This is a genomic window from Flavobacterium sp. KBS0721 (genome assembly GCF_002007065.3).
Classification (GTDB): Bacteria; Bacteroidota; Bacteroidia; order Flavobacteriales; family Flavobacteriaceae; genus Flavobacterium; species Flavobacterium piscis.
Map to the genome: position 1 here is coordinate 3,043,531 of NZ_CP042170.1, position 20,230 is coordinate 3,063,760.

Consider the following 20,230-nt stretch of genomic DNA (forward strand, 5'->3'; position numbering starts at 1 on the left):
ATGATTAAATTCAATGTTAACTCTTTTCAGGCTTAAAGGCAGGTAAAATATATTTTGCCAAAATTTCAAAAGCCTGTTTAGCCTTAAAAGATCGGTAATTGCCTTGTGTGAAGACAACTGTTAAGTTTAAACTTTTAATTATAAATATGTATTGGCCGCCATTCCCGGATGCAAATAATACATTTTCCTGAATATTGTCTGTTTTTATGGTCTCGCGATACCAGTAAAAACCATAGTATGCCGGCTGTGCCGATGCTATTTTACTTTTACTTGATTTTATAAAGGAAAAATCGGGGATTGCAATATCACAAAGCGTAGACCGCTCGATCCATTCTTTCGAAACCACCTGTTTGCGATTGTAAATTCCCTTATCCTTAACCAATTGGCCTATTTTAAGCATGTCTGCAGGCCGGATGTAAAAAGATCCAGCTGTCATCGCATTCCCACTTGGATCTGTAGTCCATTGATATTTAGAAATACCCAAGGGCTCAAATAAATATTTGGCAGCAAAATCAATTACAGACATTTTGGTTGCTTTACTTATTACGCCGCTCAGGATTACGGGGTCTATTGAAGTATAAGACCATATTTCTCCGGGCTTATCTTTCATTGGAAGATCTACTGCGTAATTTACCCAGTTTTTGCTTAAGCTCATTTCCTCTTCACAATCTTTTGTGTCATTAAATTCTTCGCAATCAAAACCAGATTTCATTTCCAGTAGATTCTTGATGGTCAGCAGCTTTTTAAATTTATCAGTCCTTAAAGAAGTATATTCCGGGAAAAACTCATAAACTTTTTGGTTTACATCCTTAATGAACCCCTTGTCAATGGCTATTCCGACAAGTAAGCTTGTTATAGATTTAAAAGAAGAACGGGAGTCGTGCAATGAATCCCGACTATAACCATTAAAGTATCGCTCATATACTAAATTTTTATCATCCGCAACAAGTACGCTATGAATTCCGGGGTAATAATTGGTAAAAATTGAATCTGTCATTTGACTTAAGAGAATATCCCCGGTTTGCCCGTGATTTTGCGCGGATGTGTTAAAGATGTTCAGCAATAGGAAAATAAAAGAGAAGTGACTGTTTTTCATACTAGTATAGGAATTTGATAGAAATTACGAGATCATTGTCATACTGCGGTGATAACAATTGCCATAATGTTAGTTTTTTGATTGATGATGATGATTAAATTCCAATTTAATCTGGACTATCGACTATCTGTATACTTCAAAATAAATAGAATGATAAATCAATTAATTGGTTCTTTCTTTTTCTTCTTGATTACCACCCTGTTTTTTCTCAACATTAATATTCTTGTTACCAAATTTGTAAACTATTGATAAGCGGAATAATTGTACATCATAATTTTAGCAGATGCTATTGAGATTTGTGTTTTTCTTAAAGAATTAAAAATAAATATTTTACATAAAACTTGCACAAGATTGAAATTTTGTACGCTAAGGACCTATAATTAATACACTTTTGCTGGTAGATTATATATTTAAAAACCTAATAGCAAGTCCCATATAAAATGCAGTAGAATTGCAAAGACGAGACCTGAACGCATTCTAACAAAACTTAAAATGAATGCACTCAAGAATTGGGAAATAATTAATGGTAAGTTAACTAAGTCAAGATTTTTGTGATTAAAAAAATGTATAAAGGCAAACAAAACAGCACTTGAAATAATGATACTATGTTGATTACTGTCCCAAAAAGCAGTCATTTTCGAAGTGTTTTTTTTAGCAAAAAATAATGATAATGTAAAAATAAAAATCATTAATATTCCCATTTCCATTAATCCCTGCAGTTCAAAAACCATATTACGATAATATAATTTTTTAAAATAAATACCTGATATTCCCGCTACTGAAATTGAAAAAAATAATGGATTAAACTTTTTTAAAAAACCTCTGAAAGAAAATTCTTCCAATACAGCAACCATAGCAAATAAAATCACAGGATTGTATAATAACTGTAAATTTTCATTTGCACTATCAGATTTCAGCCCAAAATAATGTATCAGGATTAGACTTATAACTAAAGTGGTTAGTCCCACCAATATAATCTGCAGAATAAATAAACTGAATGTTATTTTTAATTTAGAGATTACTTTATTTTCTTCCTGTAAAAAATGAGGTTTCTTGATAAATCGAAAAAACGCTGTCCATTGTGCTACCATTTTCATTTTATGTTATTTTTTAATATCCAAAGATCATTGATACAATAATCCGCATTATTTTGTAATCAGGTCCATTTCGAATTTAGCCCGAAGGTATATTTAATTCAGACTGCCTGAAATGGTTATTACTAACCATTTTACATTTATAATATAGATTCTAATTTTAATCCATTAAAACAGATCACTTGTTTGCAAGATAAAAATCTTCAACATCTGATTTTATTTTTTGGCTTAGAGGTTAGAAGGTTAGGATAGAAGTATCAAGTACAAAAACCTTCTTTAACCAATTCTGTTTTATAGTTTATAAGCGTCGCTGTTCTTCTGTTTGAATTTCTTTTTTTTTGTTTTCCAGACCCTGATTTCCAAAATTATAACGAAAGCCCAATCTAATGCTCTGGCTGTCCCCATAAGATTTGAAGTAATTGTACTGGTTGGCATAATCTGTAACTACCTTTTCTTTTTCTCCTCGATAGATATCTGAGATGATGGCATATATTTCTCCATTACTGTTCCATATTTTCTTACGGAACGCTGCAGAAAGGTTGGAGGTGTGGCTGAAAACAAAAGTACCCTGTACGGAAGACGAATTGTATTGAAAGTTAAGTTCTGCGTTTAATTTTTTCTTCTTGCTCAGTACAAAACGGTTGCTGATACTAGTGTTGTAAGTGGGTTTTCCGTTTTTATAGAAATTGCCATCTATGCCCTGAAAACGATCTTCTACATAACTTAATCCAGCCTGGATTCCTGATTCCCAAAATGTATACAAAGTCAGGTTCGTATTGAATTCCAGTCCGAAGGCATAATTTTTTTTAATATTTGTAAAATGATACACTAGCATTTTTGTTTCATACTCCTGATAAGAAATTTCCATGGAAGGATTTTTTTCAAGGCGGTAAAAAAAATCAAAGTTGTATTTGCTTTTTAGTGTATATAAAAGACTGATGTTGTGACTGATTGTAGGAAGCAGTTTAGGATCACCCATAAAATAAGAATAGGAATTGTAATAGGAACGGAACGGATTCAGTCTGCTGTACTGCGGACGCGTAATTCGTTTTCCGTAAGAAATACCTATTTCATGACCTTCTTTTGGCTTGTAAAGTCCGTAAAATGTTGGGAAAAGCTTAAAATAGTGTTGTTCGTTGATTTCAGATGTTGTAACCGAGTTTCCTTGCAAGGCTGTATATTCACCACGCAAACCTGCTTTGAGGCTCCATTTTCCCAATTCTTTGTTATAACTCGCATACCCCGCCAGTATCGACTCATCATAAATGAAAAGGCTGGTCCGATTCGGATTGTTTACCAGACTGCCATCGATTTCGTCTTTATAATCGAGATTGCTTTCGGCTTTTACATTTCCAAATTTCACACCTGCTTCCAGAGTGCCGTTATTTTCATTAGAATAATCTGCCTGTGCTGAAAAAAGCTCAATGTTCTGAATGTTGTCACTGATAAAATGTATAGTTCGATAAGGATTTTCCTCGGGAAGCGAAAATGCAGAAGCAATATCCTGACGTTCTTGCCTCCAATATTTGGTGTAATCAGCCGCCACTGATATTTTTTCTTTTTTAGTAAAAATATGGTCGAAAGATATATTGTATGCATTGTTCTTTAAAGGATTGTTTCGGTTATTTCGAGTTACATAAAGCGAATCAACCATGTTGTCGGCACCATAAATAAAGGTAGGAACTGTAAAATCTGCTTGCTGTTTCATTCCAATAAATCCCGTTCCTCCGACAGCGATAGTATTCAGGGAATCAATTTCATACGATGCCTGAAGACGGTAAGAATGCTGTTCCGGCGATTTAGACTTGCGCCTCATGATGCTTTCCCAGCGCGAATCGACCGAAGCGTCTTCTTTTAAATAATGTACTACATCAGTTCCTTCATTGACGTATATTCCTGAACCAAAGCCATATCTTCCTGCCAAAGACAATTTTTTTCCTTTATAAAACTGATTTGTAGACACAATACCTTTAGGATATATTGACTGCACGTATGCCATATTAATTGAGCCTTTATAACCTAATGAAGGACTCTTTTTTAGTTTGATATTTAAAACAGCACTTCCCTGAGCTTCATATTTTGCCGGCGGATTGGTGATAACCTCTATCGATTTTACCTCTTCACCGCTTGTGTTTTCTAAAAACTGCTTTAGTTCTTCGCCACTTAGATAAATTTTCTTATCATTGATGGTAACAAGAATACTCTGGCTGCCACGAATACTTAATGAGCCTGAGGATCCAGTCATTACTCCGGGTGTTTTGCTTAAAATTTCCCAGGCATTGTTTGAGGAAAGTGATGAATTTTCAACCCCAAACTCGAGTCTGTCAGTCAGCCGCTTTACAATAGGACTTTTGGAGTTAATCGTTACTCCGTCCAGATTATTTATAACTTCGTTTAAAGAAATTGTATCCAGAAACAGATCTTTTTCGAGGATTATCTTTTTGTAATACCCTTCAAAACCAATTGCTTTTATTTCAAGCACATAATCCCCTTTTGGTATGCCACTAAAATGAAACTCGCCCAACTCATTAGTCTGTGTCGTTTTGTGTGGTAGAGAATCATTTGCCTGCAAAAGCACGGCATCTGCAAAAGGTACGGCTTGATGAGAGCCGTCGATTACCTTTCCAGACAGGGAATTTTCTTGCGAGTAACCCGCAATGGATCCCCACAACAGTAACATGATTAATTTTTTCATTGATGATTTATTTCTTGCAAAACTCTGTTAATCATTTTCAAAAAATGGTTAACAGAGGGTTAATGACAGGTTAATGCATGAAATTGAAAATCAAATTGTAAACGCTAAAAAACTTTTGTAAAAAGATAATTAAGTATTTAGAGGGTTTGTCCCTCTTATTATTTTTAACTTTGGTTAAAGGACGGTTAACGGCAATATTTTTAGAACGATAAAGCTTAAAATGAGATAGCTTTGCCGTAAATAACAAAGCGGATTGCTTCTGTAACCAAATATAATAACAGATGAAAAGAAAAATAATGCTCTTGATAGGCGCCTGTATCTTTACGGTAGCAGCCTTAGCTGCAATTCAGGGCTATTTTATCTACAATACCTATAAATTACACGAAAAAGAAATACATAGTTCGATTAAAAAACAAGTAGCCCGTTTGGAAGACACTGAAGAATGGGAAAAACTGAACGATACCTGGACAACACGTTCTAAAAAATATGCAAAAGAGTATGCCAAAGGGAATGTCACAAAACAAAATTTTGCTAAATACCTGACTTCAAATAAAGATTCAATTATAAGCGCCATGAACATGTATATGAAAAAGATGACGCAGCCCGAAGATTATGATATTGAGTATTCTATTTATCTAAATTCAATTGTACTGATAAATCACGGGAAAACAGATACTCTTTTTAAAGGAAAAATACTGGTTCTGGCCAATGATACATTAAAAAAGAATCAAATACTTTCTTCTATGGGGCGCTGGGAAACCAAAGATAATGATGATGAGCATACCATGATAGTAAAGAGTAACCGCTACTATAGTTTTGATGAATTACAGCAAACAATTATTTCTAAAATGGCAGGTTTATTACTCTTTTCTATCGTATTGATGGCTTTTGTCGTTTTCTTGTATTATATGTCACTCAAAAATTTCATCAATCAAAAAAGGATTGCCGATATCAAGACTGACTTTGTCAATAATATCACCCATGAGTTTCAAACGCCACTTGCAACAATGGATATTGCCATTAAAACACTGCAGCGAAAAAATAAGCAGATGAGTCCGGATCACTATAAAAGTACGCTGGACATGATTTCAAGACAAAATGAAAGACTTCAAAAATTGTTTCGGCAGGTCAAAGAAGCTTCTTTCGTGCCAATTGCAAACAAAAATATTATTCATGTAACGCATGAAGAAATCAAGCATATGATTGATGATTTCAAGCTTTCAGCGCCCAATGTAGCGATTGAATTCACGAGCCAAAAAGAAGTTTTCACCGTGGCAATGGATCGTTTTCATCTCAATACGATTCTTATAAATCTTTTAGACAATGCTGTAAAATATGGCGCCGTTAAAATTGAGGCTGACTTAAGAATAATAGATGGAGTTATTAATTTTTCTGTAAAAGACAATGGAAAAGGAATCCCTATCCGGGAACAAACTGCGATTTTTGATAAATTTTACAGAGTTGAGAAAGGAAATATTCACAACAGCAGAGGACTAGGACTCGGACTGTTTTATATTAAACAGCTGGTAGAGACCTATAGTGGAAGAATCAGTGTCAAAAGTGAAGAGCACAAGGGATCAGTATTTATAATTACAATTCCAGTATGAAGCAGCATATTTTATTAGCGGAAGATGATTTTGACTATGCTTCCATATTAAAGCAATATTTGGAATTTTCTGGCTTTAAGGTAACATGGGCAAAGGATGGAAGGGAAGCCTTAAATTTTTTCTCAGATATAAAGCCGGATATCTGCATTCTGGATGTCATGATGCCAAATATGGATGGATTTACTTTGGCTGAAAATATTATTGACCACCATAATGATATACCTTTTATTTTTCTAACAGCCAAAAGCATGAGGGAAGACAAAATCAAAGGATTGCGGCTTGGTGCCGATGATTATGTGGTAAAACCTTTTGAAGTTGAAGAATTGATTTTACGGATTCAAAATATCCTGAGAAGAAGTCAAAAAAATATTATTGGAAACACCAATGAAGATTTGATATTTTCCATCGGCAGTTATGTTTTTGATGGTAAAAATTATATGCTTTCCCATGCTAAAATTGTACATCAAATTACCGAAAAGGATGCATTGCTGATTAAGTTCTTATATACTAATAAGAACCTACTTGTCAAGCGTGAAGATATTTTAAAAGAAATATGGGGCAGTGATGATTTCTTTTCAGGGCGAAGCATGGACGTTTTTATCAGCCGTCTTAGGAAATATTTTAGCGAAGATCCTACCATCTCTATTACAAGTGTAAGAGGACTTGGCTTTAAATTTAACACTAAATAAGAAAAAAAAATTAAATCTTTTAATTATGAAAATCATTTTATTTTTAATCTGGCTTGCCTGTACTACCTTTACTCAGGCGCAAACTGCCACAGCTTCTTCTGGAAATACAACAGCAATTGCAAAAGTTCCGCCAGGACAGACGAAAACAACAAAATCATCAGTATCTATTTCTATTTCAGATAATAATTATTCTCTGCAGGCGAGCTTTGATAAAGGAAAAACCAAAAAGCTTGAAAAACTATTATCTGACAGTATGGATAATAATTTATTAACGAATGATGCCGGCAGCAAAATTTGGAAAAAAGAGAATAAAGGCGAAACGGCTTATTCAGTTGTATTAAAAGAAGAAAAATTGAAGATGAGCATTGACAAAGAATTGGTTTCTGATGAAACTTTTGAGAGGCTAAAAGCTTTGGGAGAAAAGATTTCCGAAACGCTGTCAGATAAAAACTAAATTACCATTAAAATATCCCGCGATTGCATCGTAAGTCCCAAAGATATTTCTGGTTTGTGTCCATTAATTCCGTCTGGTTGCGCACTGGAAAAATTGGTTCAATTGACCATTACCTGTCAAAATGGAATGACCAGCTTGATAGAAATCTGGGGCTTTTTTTATTCGAAGGTACACAGCTCCAAATATACAATTCAGGAAAAATTAAATCTTGCTGAACAATACAAGAATGATTAAATGGTAAAAGAGCTGGGGATTGAATTTTAGCGGATCATTGATTCAGATTTTGTACTTCTTAAAGAGTTAAAATAAATGTTTTACCTACGATCGCGATTTTACAGAAAAATGGTAAATTTCAGACGCCTTTCGTGCTAATTAGCAATAATGAAAAATAAGTTATTGAGACATTGAAAAAATCATTGTCATAGGAATCTCTAATCAATTTAATAGTGATATAAACTATATATGTTAACCTCTAGAAATTTACAATTATAATGAGAATTAAAATTTATATTTTATCAATAGTAATTTTTTCAGTCAATTTGGTTTTATCTCAAAATAAAAAAAGGGAAGTTATTACCTGCCTTAAAAAAGAAATGGAGTACAGAAAAATTCCTGGCTGCCAGCTGGTGGTCCTTAAAGACAATGAGATTATCTTATCCGAAGCTCTTGGAATTGCTAACGTACCATTTTCAGTACCTGTGAAAACCAATAGCATCTTTTCGATAAATTCTATCTCTAAAGTTTTTACCTCAGTTGCGATAATGCAATTACAAGAGCACAATAAACTCAATATTGATGACCCTATTTCCCAGTATATGGACTCGATCCCTGAAAATTGGAAAAAAATAACAATAAAACAATTGATGAGCCACACATCAGGGCTTCCGGATATTGAGGACGGGAAAGGTCTTATTGGAGACAAGGGACAAGATTCAGCTTGGTTAATGGTGCAAAAATTACCATTACAATCCGAAGTTGGGGAAAGTTTTAATTATAATGCCACCAACTATTATATTTTACAGCGTATTATTGAAAAGTGCAGTGCCACAACATTTGAAAAATTTGTTCGCAAAAATCAGTTTGATATAGTAGGAATGAGGCACATATACTACGGAAATTCCTATGATGTAATTCAAAATAAATGTCCTACGTACAGCTATTATTATCAGGATAAAATAACAAATGAATATATCAAAGACAATCAATTAAAAGAAATATATGAAGAATTTCCATCAAAAATGATAACCGATGCCGGTGCGTTTACCACAGCCGAGGAAATGGCAAAATGGATAATGGGCCTGCAATCGGGGGAACTGCTTAAAAAAAATGAAGATCTTACTATCATTTGGGAGCCTGTAAAACTAAACAATGGTTCTTACGATGGTTTTGGCGGACTTTTAAATGCTTATGCCTTGGGCTGGCCTGTAATTAACCGACCAAAACATGCTGCTGTTGCTCCTATTGGCGGTGGCCGTGCTGCCGTTATTATCTATCCAAAAGATAATCTTACAGTCATTCTTTTTACAAATCTTACAGGCAGCTCTCCGGAAGAAATAATTGAAAAAATAATTAAGTTTTATATTTCAGATATTGATAATTAGAGTTCTTGGTTTGCCGGGGTTTAGGACTGGCAGGTGATGCCTGTCCCGAGTGATCAGCTATAATAACTCTAGGAGACTGGTTTTGCTCAGGATTGCTTTACAATAATGTTATGGATCTCATGGTTAATTACTTTTCAGGAGCTATTCCTGCAATACGCTGTACTCTTTGCACCAAACCCCGCAAAAAGGGTTTTCACTGCTATCGGGGCTGCCGGAGAGTACTGTTGACTAATAAAAATATGAAGGTTATATAGAAAATGGCATCAATTGTCTTCAATTGGCGCCATTTGGCTTGTTTGTCAAAGGAACTGAAATTTCTATAAAATTTATGGATGATTTGAAGAAATTGGCTTAATACTGGTAGGGCATGACTTTCAGTGGCTTGAGCAATTTGGTTTGGATCTCCTGTTGGGGATTGATGTAAGAATTGCGTTAATTTAAAAAATAACAAAATCTAAAATATTGAATTATAGATTTATAAATTGTATTGCTATGTAAAAATTATAACTACTTTATTGTTTTACCGTCAATCTTTATGCTTTTCCAACCTTCATCTAAACCTTGACCCTTTATATACGTTACCTGATGTAATTCACCCTTCATATTATCATGATAAATCATTTCAAAAGAAAAGGTTATTCTTGTATCCGTTTTTTCAACGACAGTAACTTTGTAATCATTAGCAGTTCGGTCATTAAGGGTAAAGAAACTATCGCCAACTTTGCTATTAAACTTTGCTCTGGTATATTCTTTACCTTTTGCATCTGGCCATGATTCCATTAATTGATTATTATCATCGATTCGAAGATATGCCGTTGAAACAGCATCACCGCCAATTAAAGAATAGAATTTGTAGTACAATTTACTATCTATCCGTAAGGTATCTTGTATTACAGTATAATTTTGTGAATCAATTGTCCATTGATTTCCTATTTTCATCGGTAAAAAAGAGTTAGCAGGTTCGTGATCCATCTGTGGTGTCTTGCAGGATACAAACAGAAGAAGAATAGTAAAGTATTGCAGAATAGTTTTTTTCATAATTTTATTAGAGTTAAATATATTAAATTCAATATTATGAATTTAGGTTTTGAACTAATGAGGCAAGACAAGCTATATGCTTCACCTAAAATAACATTTCGCCTACTTGCAAATTTATAAAACTAAATTAACTAATAATTGGTTATAATTAACCACTTTAAGAATGAATAGGTGCTGTACATTTGATAATCAGAAAAACTATATCAAATCGTAAATCTTAAAAAAAACTGAAATCAATTTTGAAAAGAGTATCATTCATTTCTGTATTTGAAAATCGTAACAAAAAAAATGAAACAACATAAACTAATAAACTATCTGGGAATTTTATTTTTATGCATTTCGTCGATTTCTTATGCACAAAATATAGAATTACGGTTTAAAAATATTTTAGATTCAACTTATCAGGCGAATCAGGATGCTGTGGGAATAATGATTCATGTGGAAGTTCCGGATCATAAAATTTCATGGACCTATGCGACCGGATTTTCTGATCAGTATAGCAAAGAAAAAATTAATAAGGACCAACCCCTTCTTATTGCAAGCAACACCAAGACTTATGTTGCTGCTTCTATCTTAAAATTGGTAGAAAATAAAAAACTGCAATTAAATCAGCCCATTGATGAGCTCTTATCTGAAAAAACAAAAAAACTATTGTTGAAAAGTGGATACAACCTAAATAAGATAACAATACGCAATCTACTTTCTCACACTTCCGGAATCACGGATTACGTAACTGCTTCTTATTTCGCCTACGTTGGGGAAAACCCCAATCATCAATGGACCAGAGATGAACAAATAGAACTTGCCATGAAAACAGCAAAGCCTCTAGAACCTGGGAAAACTTTCGCTTATGGCGATATCAATTATCTGTTACTATCAGAAATTATAGAAAAAGAGACGGGCAAATTATTTTTCACCGCAATTCGGGACTTATTAGATTTCAAAAAGCTTAAAATAAATGAAACTTGGTTTGTGAATTTAGAGAAAAAACCAGACAACACTTTGGCTTTTGCGCACCAATATTCGAAGGCTTATGGTTGGGATTCTGAGAAGCTCAATCCTTCATGGGACTTGTACGGTGGTGGTGGATTAGCTTCTACGACGAAAGATTTAGCAATGTTCTTTCAGTATTTGTTTGAAGGTAAAATAATAAAAGATAAAAAAATCCTATCCGAAATATACACCTACACTGACCCAAGGGAACCCAATAATAATTACTGCTTGGGACTTTACAATTTCCCTTCATTTTATGGGCATAAAGGCTATTACCACGGTGGTGGGGAACAGACGTTATGTATCTGCCGAATTTAAATACAACGATTTCTGTTTTTACTTTACTAAAGGAAAAACGAGATGTCAACCCGGTAATTAGTCATAAAATAATAGAAATAGTCAGATCGTAAATGTTTAAGGAAGCAGCTCTTCTTTTTGACCTGCGAAGTATGGTAGTCAACTTATAGTCTGAAAAATCAAAAGGCAGCTTCTCGCGAATATAAGAAAGAATTTCAATAATAGCTGTCTCATCAGATTTGCTGCCAGCCAAAATTTCTTCACTATGTTTTACATAAGACGCTATAGCTTGCGGCATGAATTCAGGTTCCAGAATGAAATCAACCATATCTGTTGCAATCGCATTTGTTGGCATGCTGGTAAATTGAGAAAATTCAGGATTTCGGGCAATAACCATTCCTCCGGCTTCTTTAATTGATTTCACCCCCTCACTGCCGTCTGAACCCATTCCTGAAAGTATTACCCCGATTGCCTTTGTTCCTTTGTCCTGCGCAAGTGAATTAAAAAATGTATTTATTGTCAGATGTGGACCGCGAGTCTTATTTTTATCGCTAAGGTAGAGTCGGTTGTTTTTTATGGTCATGAATTTATCATTTGGTATAAGATAAACCACATTAGTACATACAGCTATGCCTTGAATAGCTTCCCTAACAGCTAGCAGACTATGTCGTGCCAGTAATTCAACCATACGGCTTTTGAAATCGGGAGACAAATGCTGAACAATCACATAAGCAACACCATCAAGTGAGGTATTTTCAAAAAAAGTATTTATTTCTTCCATGCCGCCCGCCGACGCGCCAATTGCAATTACGTACTTAGGTTCTTCTGTATTCATAACTTGAACTGATGACTATTACTTTTATTACTATGCATTAGTGCCATTAGAGAAGCAGCTTTTGGCAGGGGGAAGTCTTCATCTTTTGTGGTAGTATATGTAAATATATCATTATAATTTACAGAAAATGAGATAGTTTAGCTATTAATAAATAAAAACTTATATTTTTTGTAAAAATTGCTGCCGATTAACAGCTTTGTAATAAGCAACTGAGCACGTAAATTTTGTTTTAATAGCAAGGAGATTTTGTGAAATTACGTTCAGGTAATTCATTCAGATAACTCTAATATCAATGCCTTATGCACTAGACAGAACCAGCTTTTTGGATGCACTGTTTACTTTGAGCCTTAATGCTCAATTTAAAAAAGAGAAAGAATGTTCCGTTTAAATAATTACCGGAATTGATTCAAGATAAATTAAAGGCAAACATTTTTACGTTCTGGTTTTACACTTTTTTACTGAAACACTCAGATTTAATTCGCGCATATATCTCAGTACTGTATCAGAAGATAATTGGTATCCAGATCTTTGTAGTTCTGCCGTTATGCGCTTTGATCCATAACGCTTTTGCGATGATATAAATATAGACGCTATTTCTTCCTTGACCATATTTTTCCATTTCTGTCTTTCAGAAACATATTCATTTTTCCATTTGTTGTAGCTTCCCAGATCTATTCCAAGAATTTTACACATCATGTAATTTGAATAATTTTGTTCATTTTTAGCTATATATTCAAATATGAAAGGTGGTCCTTTTTGAAGGTAATCTGCTGCTCCTTTAATAATTTTAAATTCAGTATTTAACTTTCTAGTTTTTATTTCAAGATCATATATTTTTTTTTCCCGGGCAGTTAATTTTGTTTTTCCTACAGAGAAATTTTCTTCGCCGTTTATAATATAGATTCGTCGCCAGTTCCACAACGTTCTGTATGTTATGTTGAATTCTCGAGCGATATCTTCCAGTTTAACTTTTTCAAAACTTAATTTGACAATTTTGAGTTTGAAATCATGGTTGTAATGTTTTTTAATTGCTTCCATAAATGTAACTAACCATTTTATTTTTTGACATTAGATATCTGCATTGAACTCTTCAATTGTTTTATATTTAAGTGCTGAATGTCTTCTTTTTTTGTTGTACCAGTTTTCTATATAGTCAAATACCTCCGCTCTCATCTCTTTTGGAGTTAATAATGTTTTTTGACTGTATATTAATTCTCTTTTTAATGAATTAAAAAAGCTTTCCGAAACAGCGTTATCGATGCTGTTTCCCTTTCTACTCATGCTTTGTACACACTTGTGTTGGCTAAGGGTACTGGTAAAGAGTTTGTTCGCATACTGTGTTCCTCGATCAGAGTGAAATATTAAGCCGTCTTGTACCTTGCGATTGCTCATAGCCATATTCCAGGCAGGAAGAATGGTTGTTGTAGTTGAAAGCATAGAGCTAAGGTTCCACCCAACTATTTTCCGGTCATATAAGTCTATGATGACCGTAAGGTATAAAAAACGTTTTTCGATCTGCAGATAGGTGATGTCGGAAACCCAAACCTTGGACGGTTTATTTGTCGTAAACTGCCTGTTAAGTATATTTGGCGAAATAAACAGCGTGTGCTTGGAATCTGTTGTTGCTTTGTATTTCTTTTTGACTTTACGTTTAAGACCCAGCTGCTTCATGAAAAATGTAACCTGGTCTTCCGATATCTGTATTCCTCTTTTGCAAAACTCTCTTGCAATTAAAACGCAGCCATGGTATTGTCTGGATTCATAAAATACAGAAGTTATTGCATCCTTGAACAGGCTGACCTGCATTTCTCTTTTTGAGAGGGGATGCTTCATTCTTAAATTATACATTGAAGTTGAAACACCTAGAACCTGACACATTATACCAATAGGGTATTTATTTTTATTCTGATGGATAAAATTGTACAGCTCTTGTTTGCTCTGAGGTTTTAATTTTATACTTTCTCTCAGTATCACTAATCTTAATTGCGATTCTGCAAGTTTTTTTTCTGATTCATAAATCTCTAGATCATCATAATAAATTCTTTTTTTGCCTCGTCCGGGAAAGCTACCCGCTTCGTATTTCCGGTAAAGTGACCTCCATTTAGAAAGCAATTTAGGCGATATTTCAAGTTCTGTGGCGGTGGCAAGAACATTTTTTCTTTCATAACTCAGCAGAACTGCATTCTTTTTAAACGCAGGTGATTGGCGTCGTTGTATTTCTTCCATACTATTCTGGTTTAGTGTAAATAAGATTTAAGTTGGCCATTATAAAAAAATATTTATTTATTTATTTTTATTGTTTTTGCACCTCAGGCATAAAATATTGAGGTTCGATGGAATGGGATTCTTAAATTAAGACCACAGATTAAAAACAACATTTAATATAACCAAGATTGAAAATTCTTATAAAATTACGATGGATAGTCCGCATCAGGGAGCGTTTGGAATACCTGTTACTAAAAAAGATTTTAAATGGCATACTGTTAAAAATGAAGTATGCAATATCGACGTAATTTACAATGGCGAATATAAAAGACAATAAAGTAGTAGGGATATTTGCGCTTATAAAAAGTTCCAATCTTTAGTAACTCTACACAGGTTAATAGTAGCTGCTATATTTATGTGGCAAATTTTATAAAAATGAATATTAAGGCAATTATTATTGAAGTTGCAATAATAATATTGGGATTTGCATAATTAGCATGCCATCCTAATTCATTTATTCTTTTGGGAAAATATGCTCTTTTATCTTTGGGATTGTAATAAAATATTCCCCAAATCCAGTTGTTTGGATCATTCTCCCATTGGTTTTTGGTTTCTTCGCTTGGTTCGTAGTCATTCATAATTTGTAAAATTAATATTGTTTGACTTTCTTGATAATTAAGAGTAAAATTAATTTAAATATTTTGATTGAGGAGCTCATTTTTATAATTGAATTACTTATCTTTTTTAATTAAATTTGTGTAATTCTGTAGCGGTATTCAGTCTTAAGGATATTGGAAACAATTTTTAGCTTGGCATTAGATACTTTTAAGATTCCGTGGCAATATCCTTGAATATCTCTGACATAGATCGCCTTTTTCGCTTCGATTTTTATTAAATTGCTACACGTAGCTTTTATCTGGCTTGGTTTTTATGAAGTTCCAAAATTTTTTCTTTATACTCCTTTACAAGCTTCTTTAATTTTTGTATGTTCTGTTTTTGTTCTTCAATAATCTCATCCTTATCATTGATTCTTATTGTATACTGTTCAATAAGCTTTTCCGAAAGGTGGTTTATAATCCCGGAATTTTCTCCATTGTCTTTGGCCAGGCTGGTGCTCGGAGAATCTTCTCTTAAAATATCCATTACTGTAAGATTATGGATTTCAGCAATTTTCGCTAGCATGTTCAGATCCGGAGCAGATTCATTTCGTTCGTACCTTCTATAGGTATTGATTGATATCTTAAGCATGTCGGCTATAATGACAGGCTCTATTTTATTTCTTATGCGAAGTGTCTTTAGCTGATTTCCGAGGTCCATAATTATACTCTTTTCTTTACAAAAATAGCAAAATTCTAATCGGATGCTAATTATTTGTAGTTTTTACACTAATAATTAGTTAAAAAATACCGATTATGGTTTTAAAATCATTCTATCATTGAATAATTTTAAAAACCTTTTTTAGAAAAGGTGCTAATCATTAACTAAAATAAATTTTTATGGAAAAAAAATCACGTTTTATCAAAAACCTGCTTAAGGTAGCACTGGTCTTGCCGGTATTCCTTTTCTTTATCAACTATGGTTGCCAAAGCAATGACAGTGACCAGGCGGCAGGACTTAACTACTCAGGGGAAGAGATTTTTAAAGGTCTTTTCTTTTTGCAGGGAGAGCTCCCTGATCATATTGAGGCCTTAAAGGCAGAATATGAGAAGTCGCAGTCGGCAATGGCGGCCAATAAAGAAGTCCAGGAATTTCAGCTTGAATTCTCTGAAGAAATCATTAAATCTATACATGTTTTAGATCCTGATTTTTTCAAAAATTTTAAAGCCCAGATGGAATCAAAAAATTATTATGCAATACAGCTGGCAATGGCAAATGCAGCTAAGATGCTAAAGGCTGGGGGGTACAATTCCAAATATGCCAGCTTTTTCAAGCTTTCAGATCAGCTTAAATCAAAGAAAGTGGATATCACAGACGATGAGTTTAAGAATATTGATGTAAACACCCCTGAAGGAATGGCAAAATTCAAATCTCTCATGAAAAATAAATATGAAATCGATCTGGATGATGAAAACTATAAAATAGCATGCGCCCCATCTTTAGGCTTCTGCATAATAGTATTAGTTGTAGCAGGCGTAACACTTGCTGTCGCTGTTAATTACGTTGTTAACCTGAATGAATACTGGGGAGGGGTTAAAAGCCAAAATTCAGTTGGAAATGTGCTGATAGAAGAGCTTGCCGCTAAGTTGGGATCCAACCACGGGCTCTTAGACTACAATTAGATATGATAGCTGCTGGCTTCTGCAGTAAAAGTATGAAGCCAGCATACTTTATTTTTTTTCAATCATTCATCTTATGAACAAAATCATAATCTCTGCATTTTGGATTTTTATAGTTTTATTAATCTTACTTTCTTCTAATAATTCAAGCTATCCAATTTTAAATTATAAAACTCAGAAAACCATATCCACACTTTTTCCGCAAGGCTGGGGATTTTTTACCAAGGACCCAAAAGATGCGACCATAGACGTATATGAACTGCAAGGAAAAACATTGAAGCTGGTTACAGTAAATAACTTTTCCCAAGATAATTTATTTGGTTTCTCAAGGAAATCAAGGTATATAGGATATGAACTCGGCAAATTGGGGGCATGCATACCTAAGGCGGCATACAAAAATGAAATTGGAATGGTTTGTAAAAAATTTCAGGGCAAAGCCACTTTGGTCAAAATTCCTTTCAAACCTAGATTTTATTCCCTCAATAAAGAGTTTGTCATCTACCAGTATAAAATAGTTCCTTTTGAATGGATCAATAAAAAGCAGGAGCAGTATAGGCCCTATCTTGTTGCCCGCATAAAGTTTGTCTATTCCCCAACGTCAATTACACTAAAAAAACAATTCAAAGCAGCCAGCTAAATCATTATGGATTTTATGAAAAACGTATTTAACAACACTTATGGATTAGCCCGTACAGTAATAGCGGCAGGAAATCTGGCTACTTTTTCCCTTACCGATTTTAACCTTTATTTTGATAAAGATATTTTTCTTGTGAAGCCCTCTGGAACCCTGCCTAACTTTTTCTACATTTTCGGAGAGAGCGGCCTGCTGTATTCGCAGATAATCAGCATTATCATTCTCCTGTGGGTGATGTCAGGATATCTCCCGCAGATTACAGGGATGCTCCATGCATGGGTAGTGTACAGTTTTTCCACATTTTCGCTTTTGGTGGAGGGGGGCGATCAGATATCTCAGATTATATTGATTCTCTTAATTCCTGTTACCTTGTTTGACAAAAGGATTAATCATTGGGACGACCATGATTTTTTTAGCTATAGGAGATCTGATTTTTTTGGCCAGTTCAGCTATTCATGCATATTGATGATCCAGCTTCAGATATGCATCCTATATTTTTTCTCATTTGTGGAAAAATTTAAAGTTGCCGAATGGAGAAATGGTTCAGTTTTCTATTACTGGTATAACCACCACCCTTTTGGGGCAAACGAGTTTATACATGAAATTTTAAACCCTTTTATCGATTATAAGATTGTCTATATAGCTATAACCTGGTCTGTTCTGCTTTTGGAAGTATTATTGGCTGGAGCCATACTGAGCTCAGCAAAATTTAAGAAAAACCTTTTTTACTTTGCTTTTGCATTTCACTTTATGATATGGATTATTCATGGCCTGGCTTCTTTTTACATGGCAATGGTGGGAGGGCTGATTATATACCTGCTGCCTGCTGACCAATCGATTGATTTTAGAAGGCTTTTCGGCTTTTCTAATAAAAAGCTCAAGAAAGTTATACTTCAAAATTAAATTATGAGAAAAATTATAAAACTTTTGATAGTTTGCCTTTTTTTAAGCTCCTGTACTAAAGATAATGATGTTCAAAATGGGAAGGATATTGAAAGCAATAGCGCGGACAGCAGCTTCACTATCGCAAAAGAACTTTATTTATGGAACTCTGAAATTGCAGAAAGTAAAGAATTCGATCCCTCGCGCTTTGCGAACCCCGTTGATCTGCTGATCGAATTTCGAAAATACAGTCCTAAGAATCAGGCTGGCATTCCGGTAGATAAATGGAGTTTTGCAATAGAAAAAGAAACTTGGAATAATCTTTTGCAGGGAAACACAGTTGACTTTGGAGCAGTTTTTAAATTTATTGGCAAAAAGGATTTAAGAGTTGCACTGGTACAGGAAAACTCTTCGGCAGCAAAAAGCAAACTACGCAGGGGGCTTCAGATCTTAACCATTAATGGCATTAAGGCAGAAGTTTCAAACAGTGCCGAGCTTTCGCGAGAAATAACAGAAAGCAGCGAGCTCCAATTATCTTATCTGGATCCGGTATCGGGAATTGAGCAAAAAAACACTCTTTCAAGGTCCTATTATGTGATTGAGGCTGTAGCTGACCCAAAATATTTTGAATCAGGAAAGAAAAAAGTAGGATATTTAAATATAAGCACCTTTATAAGTTCCACCAAGGATAGGCTTCCTGAAATTTTTGATGATTTTAGATCGAACTCCATTGATGGGCTTATTATTGATTTAAGATACAATGGAGGAGGCTTGACCAGTGTTATGGAATATCTGGCCAATATGCTCGTGCCCAAAGCAGGGGTTGGGAAAACAATGTATAAGATCAAACATAATGCAAATTATAGTGTATTCAATTCCACCACTTTTTTCACGCCATCTGATCAAAGGCTGGATTTAAAGACAATTTATTTCATAGTGAGCCAAAACACTGCTTCTTCAAGTGAAATGCTTATAAATTCCTTAAAGCCGTATATCAATACCGTCTTAATAGGAAAGGAGACACATGGCAAATTGGTAGGGATGTATACGGTAAGTTTTCACGACTACATTTTGGCTCCGGTTTCCTTTAAAACCTTTAATGCGAATGACGAATCATTGGAAGGGCAGGGTTTTCTTCCTGATTTTGATTTAGGCGATGATGTGTCAAATGACTTTGACCAGAATGAAAACTGCATTGCGGCGGCCCTTTATCATTATCAAAATGGAGCTTTTCCTGCCGGAAAAGACCAGAACAGAAAGACCCCGATTGAACAGATGCTTTATAGCAATGAAATGATTCCATTTGCAATAAAAGAAAACAGCTTTAACTTTAAAAGAAAGTAAAATGAAAACATACAAATCAAAAATTGGACTTGAACTTGCAATTCCCCTTGCTGTCATATTCGGCTGGATGCTATACAATGGCGCCCATTCAAAAAAGGCGAGCATGGTACTGATAGCCATAGTGGCCATTGCATTTATAGTGCATATGTTTTCCACCACAGGATATACGGTTGACAAGGACAGCCTTAGAATAAAATGTGGTTTTTTTATCGATAAATCTATTATTATCAGCGGCATTCAAAAAATTTCAGAAACCTATAATCCATTAAGTTCTCCGGCCGCTTCGTTAGACAGGCTGCGAATAACGTATCGTGGGGGGGAAATATTAATCTCTCCCAGAGAGAAAAGGGATTTTATAAACGATCTGACAAGAATAAATCCAGATATAGTAGTAGAATATCGAAATAAAAATTAGAGGCTCTGTTGGAAATGCGGGTATCATTTCTTGAATTATGAGCAACCGGCAAAACGCAATCATATATTTTCTAAA

General features: G+C 34.3%; 19 protein-coding genes. 10 read left to right on the forward strand and 9 right to left on the reverse strand.

What is annotated here, in order from left to right:
* Window positions 1–16 precede the first annotated feature (16 nt).
* The 3 genes from B0M43_RS13225 to B0M43_RS13235 all read right to left on the reverse strand — a co-directional run bounded on the left by B0M43_RS13225 (window position 17) and on the right by B0M43_RS13235 (window position 4,885).
* On the reverse strand, window positions 17–997 hold the full coding sequence (locus tag B0M43_RS13225; protein WP_168199941.1) for a serine hydrolase: 981 nt from the start codon (window positions 995–997) through the stop codon (window positions 17–19).
* A gap of 509 nt (window positions 998–1,506) precedes the next feature.
* Complete coding sequence (locus tag B0M43_RS13230) at window positions 1,507–2,193, reverse strand: type II CAAX prenyl endopeptidase Rce1 family protein (RefSeq protein ID WP_078008961.1); 687 nt, start codon at window positions 2,191–2,193, stop codon at window positions 1,507–1,509.
* 295 nt (window positions 2,194–2,488) lie between these two features.
* Window positions 2,489–4,885: a TonB-dependent receptor gene (locus tag B0M43_RS13235; protein ID WP_078008960.1), complete on the reverse strand. Its 2,397-nt coding sequence runs from the start codon at window positions 4,883–4,885 to the stop codon at window positions 2,489–2,491.
* Between the two features lie 281 nt (window positions 4,886–5,166).
* Here B0M43_RS13235 and B0M43_RS13240 point away from each other — a divergent pair, with 281 nt between their 5' ends.
* The 4 genes from B0M43_RS13240 (at window position 5,167) to B0M43_RS13255 (ending at window position 9,236) form a co-directional block, all read left to right on the forward strand.
* Window positions 5,167–6,492 (forward strand): sensor histidine kinase KdpD, encoded by a 1,326-nt coding sequence (locus B0M43_RS13240; protein ID WP_078008959.1) that lies wholly within the window; start codon window positions 5,167–5,169, stop codon window positions 6,490–6,492.
* A complete protein-coding gene (locus tag B0M43_RS13245) occupies window positions 6,489–7,181 on the forward strand; it encodes a response regulator transcription factor (RefSeq protein ID WP_078008958.1) in 693 nt (230 codons plus the stop codon). The genes B0M43_RS13240 and B0M43_RS13245 overlap by 4 nt, the downstream gene beginning before the upstream one ends.
* Window positions 7,182–7,206: 25 nt before the next feature.
* Window positions 7,207–7,635 carry a hypothetical protein gene (locus tag B0M43_RS13250; protein ID WP_123921866.1) on the forward strand — a complete coding sequence of 143 codons (429 nt, stop codon included), beginning with the start codon at window positions 7,207–7,209 and terminating at the stop codon, window positions 7,633–7,635.
* A gap of 491 nt (window positions 7,636–8,126) precedes the next feature.
* Complete coding sequence (locus tag B0M43_RS13255) at window positions 8,127–9,236, forward strand: serine hydrolase (RefSeq protein WP_078008956.1); 1,110 nt, start codon at window positions 8,127–8,129, stop codon at window positions 9,234–9,236.
* Window positions 9,237–9,743: 507 nt separating this feature from the next.
* On the opposite strand, the gene B0M43_RS13260 is transcribed toward B0M43_RS13255, so the two are convergent.
* A complete protein-coding gene (locus tag B0M43_RS13260) occupies window positions 9,744–10,274 on the reverse strand; it encodes a hypothetical protein (RefSeq protein WP_123921864.1) in 531 nt (176 codons plus the stop codon).
* Window positions 10,275–10,562: 288 nt separating this feature from the next.
* On the opposite strand from B0M43_RS13260, the gene B0M43_RS13265 reads away from it, so the two are divergent.
* Window positions 10,563–11,585: a serine hydrolase gene (locus B0M43_RS13265; protein ID WP_078008953.1), complete on the forward strand. Its 1,023-nt coding sequence runs from the start codon at window positions 10,563–10,565 to the stop codon at window positions 11,583–11,585.
* A 61-nt stretch (window positions 11,586–11,646) separates the two neighbouring features.
* Here B0M43_RS13265 and B0M43_RS13270 read toward each other — a convergent pair whose 3' ends face one another.
* The 5 genes from B0M43_RS13270 to B0M43_RS13290 form a co-directional block, all read right to left on the reverse strand.
* Window positions 11,647–12,399, reverse strand: a complete 753-nt coding sequence (locus B0M43_RS13270) for a chemotaxis protein CheB (protein ID WP_078008952.1) — start codon at window positions 12,397–12,399, stop codon at window positions 11,647–11,649.
* Between the two features lie 432 nt (window positions 12,400–12,831).
* Window positions 12,832–13,437: an IS3 family transposase gene (locus tag B0M43_RS13275; RefSeq protein WP_078008951.1), complete on the reverse strand. Its 606-nt coding sequence runs from the start codon at window positions 13,435–13,437 to the stop codon at window positions 12,832–12,834.
* A gap of 30 nt (window positions 13,438–13,467) precedes the next feature.
* The gene (locus tag B0M43_RS13280) at window positions 13,468–14,625 is read right to left on the reverse strand and encodes an IS3 family transposase (RefSeq protein ID WP_078008950.1); all 1,158 of its coding nucleotides are present in this window, start codon (window positions 14,623–14,625) and stop codon (window positions 13,468–13,470) included.
* A gap of 392 nt (window positions 14,626–15,017) precedes the next feature.
* Window positions 15,018–15,242: a hypothetical protein gene (locus B0M43_RS13285; protein WP_078008949.1), complete on the reverse strand. Its 225-nt coding sequence runs from the start codon at window positions 15,240–15,242 to the stop codon at window positions 15,018–15,020.
* Between the two features lie 274 nt (window positions 15,243–15,516).
* Window positions 15,517–15,921, reverse strand: coding sequence for a helix-turn-helix domain-containing protein (locus B0M43_RS13290; protein WP_078008948.1), 405 nt, complete (start codon window positions 15,919–15,921; stop codon window positions 15,517–15,519).
* Window positions 15,922–16,100: 179 nt separating this feature from the next.
* Here B0M43_RS13290 and B0M43_RS13295 point away from each other — a divergent pair, with 179 nt between their 5' ends.
* The 5 genes from B0M43_RS13295 (at window position 16,101) to B0M43_RS13315 (ending at window position 20,155) form a co-directional block, all read left to right on the forward strand.
* On the forward strand, window positions 16,101–16,883 hold the full coding sequence (locus B0M43_RS13295) for a hypothetical protein (protein ID WP_078008947.1): 783 nt from the start codon (window positions 16,101–16,103) through the stop codon (window positions 16,881–16,883).
* Between the two features lie 73 nt (window positions 16,884–16,956).
* Window positions 16,957–17,517 carry an SdpA family antimicrobial peptide system protein gene (locus B0M43_RS13300; protein WP_078008946.1) on the forward strand — a complete coding sequence of 187 codons (561 nt, stop codon included), beginning with the start codon at window positions 16,957–16,959 and terminating at the stop codon, window positions 17,515–17,517.
* A gap of 15 nt (window positions 17,518–17,532) precedes the next feature.
* Window positions 17,533–18,417 carry a hypothetical protein gene (locus tag B0M43_RS13305; protein WP_123921862.1) on the forward strand — a complete coding sequence of 295 codons (885 nt, stop codon included), beginning with the start codon at window positions 17,533–17,535 and terminating at the stop codon, window positions 18,415–18,417.
* Window positions 18,418–18,420: 3 nt separating this feature from the next.
* Window positions 18,421–19,740 (forward strand): S41 family peptidase, encoded by a 1,320-nt coding sequence (locus B0M43_RS13310; RefSeq protein WP_078008944.1) that lies wholly within the window; start codon window positions 18,421–18,423, stop codon window positions 19,738–19,740.
* A 1-nt stretch (window position 19,741) separates the two neighbouring features.
* Window positions 19,742–20,155 (forward strand): PH domain-containing protein, encoded by a 414-nt coding sequence (locus B0M43_RS13315; protein WP_078008943.1) that lies wholly within the window; start codon window positions 19,742–19,744, stop codon window positions 20,153–20,155.
* Window positions 20,156–20,230 lie beyond the last annotated feature (75 nt).

What these genes read in the sequence shown, in the direction of transcription:
- B0M43_RS13250 (WP_123921866.1), top strand. Translation starts at nt 7,207, where the DNA reads ATGAAAATCATTTTATTTTTAATCTGGCTTGCCTGTACTACCTTTACT.
- B0M43_RS13225 (WP_168199941.1), bottom strand. Translation starts at nt 997, where the DNA reads ATGACAGATTCAATTTTTACCAATTATTACCCCGGAATTCATAGCGTA.
- B0M43_RS13280 (WP_078008950.1), bottom strand. Translation starts at nt 14,625, where the DNA reads ATGGAAGAAATACAACGACGCCAATCACCTGCGTTTAAAAAGAATGCA.
- B0M43_RS13240 (WP_078008959.1), top strand. Translation starts at nt 5,167, where the DNA reads ATGAAAAGAAAAATAATGCTCTTGATAGGCGCCTGTATCTTTACGGTA.
- B0M43_RS13310 (WP_078008944.1), top strand. Translation starts at nt 18,421, where the DNA reads ATGAGAAAAATTATAAAACTTTTGATAGTTTGCCTTTTTTTAAGCTCC.
- B0M43_RS13235 (WP_078008960.1), bottom strand. Translation starts at nt 4,885, where the DNA reads ATGAAAAAATTAATCATGTTACTGTTGTGGGGATCCATTGCGGGTTAC.
- B0M43_RS13230 (WP_078008961.1), bottom strand. Translation starts at nt 2,193, where the DNA reads ATGAAAATGGTAGCACAATGGACAGCGTTTTTTCGATTTATCAAGAAA.
- B0M43_RS13300 (WP_078008946.1), top strand. Translation starts at nt 16,957, where the DNA reads ATGAACAAAATCATAATCTCTGCATTTTGGATTTTTATAGTTTTATTA.
- B0M43_RS13270 (WP_078008952.1), bottom strand. Translation starts at nt 12,399, where the DNA reads ATGAATACAGAAGAACCTAAGTACGTAATTGCAATTGGCGCGTCGGCG.
- B0M43_RS13275 (WP_078008951.1), bottom strand. Translation starts at nt 13,437, where the DNA reads ATGGAAGCAATTAAAAAACATTACAACCATGATTTCAAACTCAAAATT.
- B0M43_RS13265 (WP_078008953.1), top strand. Translation starts at nt 10,563, where the DNA reads ATGAAACAACATAAACTAATAAACTATCTGGGAATTTTATTTTTATGC.
- B0M43_RS13290 (WP_078008948.1), bottom strand. Translation starts at nt 15,921, where the DNA reads ATGGACCTCGGAAATCAGCTAAAGACACTTCGCATAAGAAATAAAATA.
- B0M43_RS13285 (WP_078008949.1), bottom strand. Translation starts at nt 15,242, where the DNA reads ATGAATGACTACGAACCAAGCGAAGAAACCAAAAACCAATGGGAGAAT.
- B0M43_RS13315 (WP_078008943.1), top strand. Translation starts at nt 19,742, where the DNA reads ATGAAAACATACAAATCAAAAATTGGACTTGAACTTGCAATTCCCCTT.
- B0M43_RS13245 (WP_078008958.1), top strand. Translation starts at nt 6,489, where the DNA reads ATGAAGCAGCATATTTTATTAGCGGAAGATGATTTTGACTATGCTTCC.
- B0M43_RS13260 (WP_123921864.1), bottom strand. Translation starts at nt 10,274, where the DNA reads ATGAAAAAAACTATTCTGCAATACTTTACTATTCTTCTTCTGTTTGTA.
- B0M43_RS13295 (WP_078008947.1), top strand. Translation starts at nt 16,101, where the DNA reads ATGGAAAAAAAATCACGTTTTATCAAAAACCTGCTTAAGGTAGCACTG.
- B0M43_RS13305 (WP_123921862.1), top strand. Translation starts at nt 17,533, where the DNA reads ATGAAAAACGTATTTAACAACACTTATGGATTAGCCCGTACAGTAATA.
- B0M43_RS13255 (WP_078008956.1), top strand. Translation starts at nt 8,127, where the DNA reads ATGAGAATTAAAATTTATATTTTATCAATAGTAATTTTTTCAGTCAAT.